At 68.8% G+C, this 10564-nt stretch carries 11 protein-coding genes; 3 read left to right on the top strand and 8 right to left on the bottom strand.

Going from position 1 to position 10564, the window contains the following annotated elements:
* Positions 1–1041 precede the first annotated feature (1041 nt).
* Together cysD and FHP29_RS05435 are read left to right on the top strand one after the other, a co-directional pair.
* Positions 1042–1956: a sulfate adenylyltransferase subunit CysD gene (gene cysD, locus FHP29_RS05440; RefSeq protein ID WP_139621836.1), complete on the top strand. Its 915-nt coding sequence runs from the start codon at positions 1042–1044 to the stop codon at positions 1954–1956.
* The gene (locus tag FHP29_RS05435; RefSeq protein WP_139621835.1) at positions 1956–3215 is read left to right on the top strand and encodes a sulfate adenylyltransferase subunit 1; all 1260 of its coding nucleotides are present in this window, start codon (positions 1956–1958) and stop codon (positions 3213–3215) included. The genes cysD and FHP29_RS05435 overlap by 1 nt, the downstream gene beginning before the upstream one ends.
* A gap of 53 nt (positions 3216–3268) precedes the next feature.
* On the opposite strand, the gene FHP29_RS23330 is transcribed toward FHP29_RS05435, so the two are convergent.
* The 8 genes from FHP29_RS23330 to FHP29_RS05395 form a co-directional block, all read right to left on the bottom strand.
* Complete coding sequence (locus tag FHP29_RS23330) at positions 3269–3559, bottom strand: MarR family transcriptional regulator (protein WP_476703659.1); 291 nt, start codon at positions 3557–3559, stop codon at positions 3269–3271.
* 232 nt (positions 3560–3791) lie between these two features.
* The gene (locus FHP29_RS05425) at positions 3792–5165 is read right to left on the bottom strand and encodes a tyrosine-protein kinase domain-containing protein (protein ID WP_139621834.1); all 1374 of its coding nucleotides are present in this window, start codon (positions 5163–5165) and stop codon (positions 3792–3794) included.
* Between the two features lie 33 nt (positions 5166–5198).
* Positions 5199–6959 (bottom strand): DUF4012 domain-containing protein, encoded by a 1761-nt coding sequence (locus FHP29_RS05420; protein WP_139621833.1) that lies wholly within the window; start codon positions 6957–6959, stop codon positions 5199–5201.
* A gap of 102 nt (positions 6960–7061) precedes the next feature.
* Positions 7062–7445 (bottom strand): hypothetical protein, encoded by a 384-nt coding sequence (locus FHP29_RS05415; protein WP_139621832.1) that lies wholly within the window; start codon positions 7443–7445, stop codon positions 7062–7064.
* A 209-nt stretch (positions 7446–7654) separates the two neighbouring features.
* On the bottom strand, positions 7655–8623 hold the full coding sequence (gene ygfZ / locus FHP29_RS05410; protein WP_139621831.1) for a CAF17-like 4Fe-4S cluster assembly/insertion protein YgfZ: 969 nt from the start codon (positions 8621–8623) through the stop codon (positions 7655–7657).
* The gene (locus FHP29_RS05405) at positions 8620–9087 is read right to left on the bottom strand and encodes an adenylyltransferase/cytidyltransferase family protein (RefSeq protein WP_139621830.1); all 468 of its coding nucleotides are present in this window, start codon (positions 9085–9087) and stop codon (positions 8620–8622) included. Before FHP29_RS05405 ends, ygfZ begins: the two co-directional genes overlap by 4 nt.
* The gene (locus FHP29_RS05400; RefSeq protein ID WP_139621829.1) at positions 9084–9518 is read right to left on the bottom strand and encodes a Fur family transcriptional regulator; all 435 of its coding nucleotides are present in this window, start codon (positions 9516–9518) and stop codon (positions 9084–9086) included. The genes FHP29_RS05405 and FHP29_RS05400 overlap by 4 nt, the downstream gene beginning before the upstream one ends.
* A complete protein-coding gene (locus FHP29_RS05395) occupies positions 9511–10005 on the bottom strand; it encodes a heme-binding beta-barrel domain-containing protein (protein WP_139621828.1) in 495 nt (164 codons plus the stop codon). Before FHP29_RS05395 ends, FHP29_RS05400 begins: the two co-directional genes overlap by 8 nt.
* Positions 10006–10200: 195 nt before the next feature.
* Here FHP29_RS05395 and FHP29_RS05390 point away from each other — a divergent pair, with 195 nt between their 5' ends.
* Positions 10201–10563, top strand: a complete 363-nt coding sequence (locus FHP29_RS05390; RefSeq protein ID WP_139621827.1) for a DsrE family protein — start codon at positions 10201–10203, stop codon at positions 10561–10563.
* Position 10564 lies beyond the last annotated feature (1 nt).

The following is a 10564-nucleotide window of genomic DNA, read 5'->3' as shown; positions in this document are numbered from 1 at the left end:
CGAGCTCCTCGACGCTCGAGGAGACGATGCCGTCGGCCAGCAGCCTGGCGAGATCGCGTTGAGTCATGGGTCGGCCACTTCGTGGTTGCGGTGCGGGAGGGGGCGGTGCGGAGGGGGCGGTGCGGCGACGACGCCCCCCTGCGTCCTCGCCGCACCTTGGGGGACTCACCCGGATCCCAGGGAGGGAGTGTGGGATCCGCGTGAGCGTTCGGTGGCGGAGATCGAGCCGACGTCGATGCTCGCCGGCGGACTCCGAACCTGGCTCAGGTCAGCGTGGGTGCTCGCATGCGACGGCTCGGGGACTGTCTCTCGCCGTACCCCCGCGGCTCCGACCCCGATCCGCCACGACGAGCGGTGTCGGACGCCGGGTCGATTCACACCTCACCCTTCACCCCTCCTCGTATATGCATTCACCGGCCGCCGATTCGGCCCAGCAAGGTAAATGACTATCAGTAAAGACGACTGCTGAGCAAACGTCCGACCATCGAAATCTCGAGGTTCTTGCTACCCGGAAGTCACTTGGTGCGACCTCGCCATTCGAGCGCCGAATTTCGACTCCTGCGATTGCGGGACCAAGGTCCCGATCGGCAGGATCGGGCGACTCCTCCGCGTCTACCGTGCGGTAATGCACGCTCGTGCACCGAGAATCGCCGACGCGAGGCAATTCGCGAATCGGCTCCGACTGCCGCGCCTCCAGAATTCCCCCAGGTGGTCGATATGCCCCGCCGGGCATTAGCAGTGACACCACAGGCGCGCAATGCACGGCGTCGTCATACGGGCGCTGTCGAGCCCGATATCCCGCTGCGAGATCTCCGGTCGACGCGGCGTACGACGAATGCCGTCCGCACGAGCACGGGCCCTTCGGCCGGCACCACCGCGCCGAGGACGGCAGGCATCCGGGTCGACCGGGATCAGCGGGACGGGCACCCGAACTCGTCGATTTGTCTGAGCGCCGTCCGCAGATGTCCCGCTGCAAGGCGCGGCATGGCACGATGAGCGGGCCCTGAAGGCAGCGAACCCCGAAAGGACAGGCGCCCAGGCATGACTCAGACCCACAGCGACTACCGCCTCAGCCAGCTGGACCAGCTGGAGGCGGAGTCGATCCACATCTTCCGCGAGGTCGCGGCCGAGTTCGAGAAGCCGGTCCTGATGTTCTCCGGCGGCAAGGACTCCATCGTGATGATGCGCCTTGCGGAGAAGGCGTTCTACCCGGCCAAGATCCCGTTCCCGGTGCTGCAGGTCGACACCGGCTACGACTTCCCCGAGGTGCTCGCCACCCGCGACAACTGGGTCGACCGCCTCGGCGTGAAGCTGATCGTCGCCAGCGTCGAGCAGGCCATCAAGGATGGCATCGTCGTCGACGACGGCAAGACCTCGCGCAACCGCCTGCAGATCGGCACCCTGCTCAACGCCATCGAGGAGAACGGCTTCACGGCCGCCTTCGGTGGCGGGCGTCGCGACGAGGAGAAGGCGCGCGCCAAGGAGCGCGTCTACTCCCACCGCGACGAGTTCGGCCAGTGGGACCCGAAGATGCAGCGTCCCGAGCTGTGGAGCCTCTACAACGGGCGCATCCACGAGGGCGAGCACATGCGGATCTTCCCGATCTCCAACTGGACCGAGCTCGACATCTGGGACTACATCGGCCGCGAGGGCATCGAGATCCCCAGCATCTACTTCTCCCACCAGCGCCGCGTCTTCCAGCGTGACGGCATGCTGCTGTCCGAGAGCGAGCACAACCCGCTCCGCGACGGCGAGGTCGCCGAGGAGCGCACCGTGCGCTTCCGCACCGTCGGCGACCTGACCCTGACCGGCTGCGTGGAGTCCACCGCCAGCACGATCCCCGAGATCATCGAGGAGGTCGCGGTCGCCCGGGTCACCGAGCGCGGCGCGACCCGCGGTGACGACCGGTTCTCCGAGGCTGCCATGGAGGACCGCAAGAAGGAGGGCTACTTCTGATGTCCGCTACCAACATGGACCTCCTGCGCTTCGCGACCGCCGGCTCGGTCGACGACGGCAAGTCCACCCTCATCGGGCGCCTGCTGCTCGACTCCAAGTCGATCTTCGAGGACCAGCTCGAGGCGGTCGAGGCCACCAGCGAGGCGAAGGGGTACGACTACACCGACCTCGCGCTGCTGACCGACGGCCTGCGCTCCGAGCGCGAGCAGGGCATCACCATCGACGTGGCCTACCGCTACTTCGCGACGCCCAACCGCAAGTTCATCATCGCCGACACCCCGGGCCACGTGCAGTACACCCGCAACATGGTCACCGGCGCCTCCACCGCCGACCTGGGCCTCGTGCTCGTCGACGCCCGCCAGGGCCTCACCGAGCAGTCGCGCCGGCACGCGGTGATCCTCTCCCTGCTCCGCGTCCCGCACCTCGTGCTGGCCGTCAACAAGATGGATCTCGTCGACTTCGACCAGCAGGTCTACGAGAACATCTACCGCGAGTTCACGCAGTTCGCGACCAAGCTCAACGTCCCCGACCTCGAGGTCATCCCGATCTCGGCGCTCCAGGGCGACAATGTCGTGACCCGCTCCGAGAACATGCCGTGGTACTCCGGTCCCACGCTCATGCACCACCTCGAGCACGTCCACGTCGCCTCCGACCGCGACCTGATCGACGCCCGCTTCCCGGTGCAGTACGTCATCCGCCCGAAGTCCGACGAGTTCCACGACTACCGCGGGTACGCCGGCCAGGTGGCCGGTGGCGTCCTGAAGCCGGGCGACGAGGTCGTCGTGCTCCCCTCCGGCATGACCTCGAAGATCGCGAGGATCGACCTCTTCGACAAGGAGATCACCGAGGCCTTCCCGCCGATGAGCGTGACCGTCCACCTCGAGGACGACGTCGACGTCTCGCGCGGTGACATGATCGCGCGGGTCAAGAACGCCCCGGCCCCCAGTCAGGACATCGACGCGATGATCTGCTGGATGACCACCACCCCGCTGCAGCCGCGGCAGAAGCTGGCGATCAAGCACACGACCCGCACGGGCCGCGCACTGGTCAAGGACATCCAGTACCGCCTCGACGTCAACACGCTGCACCGCGACCAGGCCACCAACGAGCTCGGCGTCAACGAGATCGGCCGCGTCACGCTGCGCACCACGGTGCCGCTGCTGTGCGACCCCTACTCGAAGAACCGCACCACCGGCTCGTTCATCCTGATCGACGAGGCGACCGGCGTGACCGTCGGCGCCGGCATGATCAACGGCTGACGACCGTGCGACGCGCGACGGCGCCCGCCCCCACCTGGGGACGGGCGCCGTCGTCATCTCGGGCGTGCGGGAGCCGCAGGATGCGGAGGCGACGCACGTGTGTCGAACTGCGTGCTCGCTAGTGCCCGCTCCGAGAGCGTGACGAGGTCGAGGACGTCACGCGCCGCGTAGGCCCGGGCGCCCCGCTCGACGGACCGGGTGGCGAGGACCCCCGCCTGCATGAGCTCGTCCAGCGCCGAACTGGCGGCCGGGAAAGAGACGCCGAGGATCCGAGCGAGGGTCGTCGCCGTCACGACAGGCGCCTCGGGGAGCAGGGCCAACAGCCTGGCGACGGCCGAATCCACCGAGCAGGTTTCTGTCAACGGAAACGGTATCGACCTTCAATCCACCGCGGACCCGTTCAAGGATCGCTGCGGGACGAGCCCACCGCGCTCTCGCACCACCGGCTCGTTCATCCTGATCGACGAGGCGACCGGCGTGACCGTCGGCGCCGGCATGAATCAACGGCTGACGACCGTACGACGCGCGACGGCGCCCGCCCCCGACCTGGGAGCGGGCGCCGTTCGTCATCCCGGATCAGCGCTCGGCAGCGGGACCCGCGTCGGGCGCGTAGCCGTACCCGTAGCCGTAGCCGTAGGACTTCCCCTTCGCCGGCACCTTGTTGAGCACGAGGCCGGCAAGGTGGGCGTCGACCTGGGCGAGACGCTCGATCGAGAGCCGCACCTGCTCACGGGTCACCTTGCCGTGACTCAGCACCACCAGCGCACCGTCGGCCTTCGCCGCCAGCAGCGCCGCATCGGTCACCGGGAGCAGCGGAGGAGCGTCGACGAGGACGACGTCGTACTCGTCGCGGGCGTGGGCCAGGAAGTCCTCCATCGCGTGGGACTGGATGAGCTCGGCCGGGTTCGGCGGGATCGGGCCCGAGGCGACGAAGCGCAGACCCGACTCCTCGTGGGTCTGGGTCACATCCTCGGCCTTGATCTTGCCGACCAGCACGCTCGTGAGACCGACGGCCTCGTCCATGCCCAGTCGCTTGGCGGCCATCGGCCGGCGAAGGTCCGCCTCGACGAGGAGGGTGCGGTTGCCGCCCTGCGCCAGGCTGATCGCGAGGTTCACCGCGGTCGAGGTCTTACCCTCACCCGGCACGGCGGAGCTCACGACGAAGACCTTCTGCTTGCTGTCGACGTCGACGAACTGGAGGTTGGTGCGCAGCACCCGGAACGACTCCGCGCGCGGCGAGTGCGACGGGACCTGGGTGAGCAGCGGCGACTTCACCGCGGAGGCGTCGTAGACGATCGTGCCGAGGGTGGGGGCGTCGGTGATCTCGGCGACGTCGTCGAGCGACTTCACGCGGGTGTCGAGGACCTCCCGCAGCACGGCGATGCCGAAGCCCAGCATCAGTCCGACCACGAGTCCGAGTCCCAGATTGCGCACCGGCTTGGGAGAGACCGGCACCTCCGACAGGGACGCGTCGTCGACGATCGTCGCCTTGATCGGCGCATCCGTCTGACCCGCGGGCGTCTCGAGCTCGCGGACGAGATCGGTGAGCTGTTCGGCATAAGACTGAGCGATCAGCTGGGCCCGATGCGCGTCGGCGTCGGTGACCGTGATGTCGAGGTTGACCGTGTCGAGAACAGCCTGCGCTGTGACGTGGCTGGTCAGGTCGGCCGCCTTGACCTCGATGCCGGTGTCCGTGATCACCCGCTGCGCGAGCTCACGACTGGTGATCAGGTCGGCGTACGACTTGACCCGCTGCGCCGAGAACTGGCCACCCTGGAGGAGTTGGCTGTCGTCGGTCTGCGCGGTCGTCACGAAGAGCCGGGCGGTCGAGGCGTACTGCGGCGTCTGCAGCGCCGTGAAAGCACCGGCAGCGGCTGTCACCGCGATCGCCATCATCAGGATGGAGATCCACCGACGGCGCACCACCCGCAGATAGTCACGCAGCTCCACGGCCTGCTCCTCGATCTGTGTTCGTCGTCCTGGTCATCCACGTTCCTCCGCGCACGCGCTCGCGACCATGCGTGCGCCGTCCTTCTTCTCCATCGTCGGGGTCATTGCGAGTGCGGTCGCGCCGGTCTGGCCCTCCCCCGATCGCATCGTCCAGGCAAGGTCCGCCACCTGCCCCGGATCGAGCTGGATGTAGGTCATGCCTACCGGGCGACCGTCTTGCTCCACGTGGACCAGCTCCAGAGGCTTCCCGTTCCAGCTGACCTCGGCGAGCTTGCCTCCCACGGGCCCGAAGATCCGCAGGGTGACCAACTGCGTGCCCGGGGTGATGCCGTAGAAGCCTCCACCGGTGACATCGGCGGGGAGTGACGCTGCGTCCGGAGGAGCCGCCGAGCGGAGGCGCATCTTCGCCGAGTACGCCTGGACGTCACCCACACAGGAGGTCGCGCGGATGTCGGTCTCGGTACGCAGGTAGTACGACATCTTCGATCCGGTGGTGTCGTTCAACGCGACGTCGATACGCGGCCGGCTACTCGCCGCAGCGGGCGTGAGCTCGCCCGCCACCAGGGTTCCGGCGATCCGATCCTGCTCGTCTTCGTCGAAGAGGTGGAGAAAGAGGCGGCGCTCGCCCGCCGCCCTCGCGAGTCCGCGAAGGAGGGCATCCGGATTGTCGACGCCCCCCGTCATCCGCTCGAAGACCTGCTTCGCGACCTCGGCGAAGAACGCGTCCTGTGCCACCGAGTCCAAGCGGAGATAGGTCTTGTGAAGCAACTCGTCGACCACGTTTTCGCCGCTGATCGCGACGCCGTCGACCTGGACCGGCGCGGTCGCGTCGAGCAGATAGGACAGGGCGACCGTGTCGACCATGATCACGCCGTCAAGCCTCATCCCGGGATATTCGCGGCCGACATGTGCGCGCATGAGTTCGGCCGCACGTGGCACGTCGGGAGTCATCCCCGCGTCGACGAAATAGGTGCCGAGCACATCGCCGTAGAGATCCTGCTCGGCATCCGTCAAGGGCAGAACCGGCGAGGCCAGGGGCGGAAAGCTGCCACCGCTCGCCTGACGCACCATCGAGATCTTGCCGTGGTCGGCCTCGAGGAACGCCACAGCGCCAGGAAGGCCGCCCGTCGAGCGGAGCTCGGCGTTGTTCTGGAAGGCCAGCAGATAGGTGCGGGGACCGTCCTCGCCCAGCACCGCAGGCATCAGATCTGCCGTCAAGCGGGCGGTGCGCAGAGCGCGCGCGGCGTCGGAGACCTGCTTGCTGAAATCGGAGAACTGCCCGTCGAGGCGGCTGACGAAGCCGTTGGTGTCGACCTCGGACAGGGTCCGGTCGGCGGTCCTGAACGCCCGCTCCGCCCGCGCGACAGGCTCTTGGAGCCGACGGGCCGCGCCCACGCCGATGGCGCCGCCGTGCGGCAGCAACTCCTCGAACTGGGCGGAGGCGATCGCCAGGGGGCCGACGCCGTCACGGGCCAGATCGTGCAGAACCGCGCTCGTGACCTCGACACCTCGGGCATCGTCGCCCACGAGTGGGAGCTTGGTCAGGACCGACCACGTGAATCCGGACGTACGATCGGCAGCCGACTCACTCGAGGTCCGCAATGCCTCGAGCTCCTCATCGAGCGCATCCGAATCGCGGGCTTCGACAGCCGCCTGGATCGCGCGCCCATGGTCGACGGCATCGGTCAGGTCACGATTGACCTGGTAGACCTGCCAGGCGGCCCACAGGGCTGCCAGGACGAGGACCAGTCCACCACCGACCACGGCCGCGCGCAGAGAACGCCGACGCGACATCAGAACTCTCCCCACACCCTCGATGCCCTGGACACGACTGAGGGCCCCGGGCCGCGGCCACGGGACCCTCGGTCGTGGAACTCAGAAAGTCAACCCTGCAGATCAGCCGCGCACCGTGACCGGGGCGACGTCCTTGCTGTTCATGTAGGGGCCGTCACCGACGAACTTGACCTTGCAATTCCACTTGCCGGGCGTGAGCTTGCCGCTCTTGATCTTCGTGCCGGCGCCGGCGTACGCCTTGGGCCCGGACTTGATGATCTTGTTGCCCTTGACGCACTTGACCTTCAGCCAGCCCTTCGGGGTGGCGGTGCCAGCGGTGACCGTGACGGTGAACTTCGCCTTGCGCTTCTTGGTGACCTTCAGCAGTTCGGCGTCGGTCTTGGTCACGACGGTGCCCGGGTACGGGTCCGCCTGAGCCGACGGGGCCCCCACCAGGCCGAGCGTCATCAGCGCGGCCACAAGCAGGCCGAGAACGAGCTTCTTCATGTGTGAATGCCCCCTAAGACATTGAACGGTTGCGCCGGCTCGAGCCCTCACCCGAGCACAGCCGAGCGCTACTCTCTCATGAACTTTGGACGGATTCAGAAATGCCTCGACAATTGCCGAGGTCGGACAGGTTTCCACGAGTGCCGTCCCTCCGCGGAACGGCAGATCCCGGGGTCCTTTGTCCTCGGTTCCGAGGACAAGATCCCGTCTCAGCGTGCGGGACGGAAGTGCAGTCCGACCTCCGGGTCGACCAGGACCTCCTGGGCGGCGGGAAGGCCGTCGACGACGAGCGGAGCGGCGACGTCGGTGTTGCGCTTGAGCAGCGCGAGTGCGATCGGGCCCAGCTCGTGGTGGCGGGCCGAGGAGCCGACGACACCAGCCGCCCGGCCGCCGGCCTCGGGCAGCACCTCGGTGCCGGGGGCGGGGAGGCGGTTCTCGGAGCCGTCGAGGTGGAGCAGGGTCAGGCGCCGCGGGGGGCGGCCGAGGTTGTGGACCCGGGCCACCGTCTCCTGGCCGCGGTAGCAGCCCTTGTCGAGGTGCACCGCCGCCCAGGACGGCGCCTGGTCGTCGGCGAGCCAGCCGACCTCGTTGGGGATGGTGCGATCGTCGGTGTCGATGCCCAGGCGCGGCTCGCCGCGCTCGATGCGCAGCGCCTCGAAGGCCCACAGGCCGGCGGCGGGACCCGCCGCGGCGGCGTACGACGTGAGCTGGTCGCGCGGCACCAGGTCGTAGCGACCCTCGCCGACCGGGCGCCAGGCGACCGCGAGATCGCCGCTCACGTCGGTGACCTCGACGCGCATCATGAACCTCATCCGCTCGAGGAACTCGATCAGCGCCGCGGCCCGGCCCGGCTCGGTGTGGGCGGTGAACGCCTCGCCGTCGTCGACGCCGGTGAACGCGTGCTCGATGTGACCCTGCGGGCTGAGCACGAGCGCGGAGATCCACTGCCCGGCGGGCAGGCCCTCGAAGAACTGGGTGGTCAGCGAGTGCAGCCAGCCCAGCCGGTCGGGGCCGGCGACGCGGAGCACGTCGCGGTGCGAGAGGTCGACGAAGCCCTCGCCCGCGGCGAGGGCCCGCTGCTCGCCGTACAGGCTGCCGTAGTGGGCCGCGACGCCGGCGTCGATGCCCTCGCCGGCGACGGCGCCCGGGAGGGCGAGGAGGGGGCTGGCGTAGGTCATGTGAGATCCCGGTAGTGCTCGAGGAGACGGGTGAGGGTGCCGAGGGCCGCCTGCATCTCCTCGATGTGTGCCGGGTCGAGCGTGCGGAGCATCTCCTTGATCTCGGTGCTCGACACACCCGAGGTGCGCGGCAGGTACCTCACCTCGCAAACGTCGCGGAGGTCGTCGAACTTCCCGGTCCAGTCGTCGCCCATCACGAACAGGTCCACGCCGTGCTCGACGATGTCGGCGCGCTTCTGCTCCCACGAGCCCTCGGGGACCACGAGGTCCACGCCCTTGATCGCGCTCACGATGGCCGCGCGGTCGTCGTAGGACACCACCGACCTCTTGCCCTTGCCCGCGTTGAACTCGTCGGTCGAGACGCCCACGATGAGGCGGTCGCCCATCCCGGCGAGCCGCTCGATGAGGCGCAGATGGCCGATGTGGAACAGGTCGAAGGTGCCGTAGGTCAGCACGGTCGTCACGAGGATTCTCCTTCGCAGGCGGCGCAGCGGCCGAAGACGGTGAGGTGGCCCAGGTCGGGGACGAAGCCCCGGGTGGCCAGGGCGGCGACGAACGGCGCGGCCTCCTCCTCGTCCACGGAGATGACCTCGCCGCAGCCGCGGCACACGAGGTGGAAGTGCACGTGCCCCCGCGTCGAGTGGTACGTCGGGGCGCGGTCGCTCAGGTGCGCATGGCGGACCAGTCCCAGCCCTTCGAGCACCTCGAGCGTGCGGTAGACGGTGGAGGCGTTGATGGTGCTCACCGTCTGCTGGACGTGGGCCAGCACCTCGTCCGGCGTGGCGTGGCCGAGCTCGTCGACGGCTCCGAGGATCAGCTCGCGCTGGGGAGTGAGCCGGTAGCCCTTCTCGCGGAGGGCGGCACGCCAGTCGGTCGACTCGGGCCGGTCAGGCACGCTTGAGCCTCGCCCACAGGTGGGGTTGGAGGGCCTGGCCCATGGCGGCCATGTCGAAGGCGTAGAGCAGGTCGCCCTCGACGTTGCCGTAGAGCCGCTTGCCGGCGACGTACTCCTTCGCCGTCTCGGTGCGCGCCACGGCGTCGGTGGTCCACTCGAACTTCCCGTCGCCGGCCTCGCCCTCCCAGATCTCCGCGACCCCGGTGTTGTGGGTCAGCAGGATCTCGAAGCGGCCCTCGCCGACGGCGCGGATGAAGCCGGTCTCGATCGCGGCGTCGCGGACCTTCTGGTTGTCCTCGTCGACGATCCAGGCCCGCGCCATGTAGTGGAAGAACGGTCGCCCGTCGTGGGTGAAGATCAGTTCCTGTCCGAACTGGAAGGGCTCGATCGTCGGGTAGTCGCCGTGGCCGTTGCCGCGCCACGTGCCGAGCATCCACGCGATCGGGCCGCAGTTCGGGTGCAGGTTGTCGGGGAGTTCGAAGGCCACGATCGACCAGTCTAGGACTCTGCTGAACAAGACGGGCGAGCGCGAGCGGTGCCGGGTGCGTGCGGTGGCCAGGGAGGCGAGGACAGGCGTGGCGGGTCACTTCAACCGAGCCGAGCGCAGCCAACGCTCCACCCGGCGCCGCGCAGCCGCGCGGATTGTTCAGCAGGGTTATCGGGACTGCGTAGGCTCTGCCCCATGTCGCGCAGCCTCGTCGTGAAGGTCACCTGCGGAACGGACGCGCCGGAGCGGTGCAACCAGGGCTTCACCGTCGCTGCTGCCGCCGCTGTCTCGGGCGTCCCGGTGTCCCTGTGGCTGACCGGCGAGGCCGCCTGGCTGGCGGTCCCCGGGCGGGCGGCCGAGCTCGAGCTGCCGCTCGCGACGCCGCTCGCGGACCTCCTCGACACGGTGCTGGCGAGCGGCTCGGTCACGGTGTGCGCGCAGTGCGCCGCGCGGCGCTCGCTCTCGGAGGGCGACCTGCTGCCCGGCGTACGCATCGCGGGGGCGCCGGTGTTCGTCGAGGAGGCGCTGGGCGAGGGCGTCCAGGCGCTCGTCTACTGAC

Source organism: Nocardioides albidus (assembly GCF_006335005.1).
GTDB classification, from domain to species: domain Bacteria; phylum Actinomycetota; class Actinomycetes; order Propionibacteriales; family Nocardioidaceae; genus Nocardioides; species Nocardioides albidus.
This window is presented reverse-complemented; position numbering and strand designations above follow the sequence as displayed.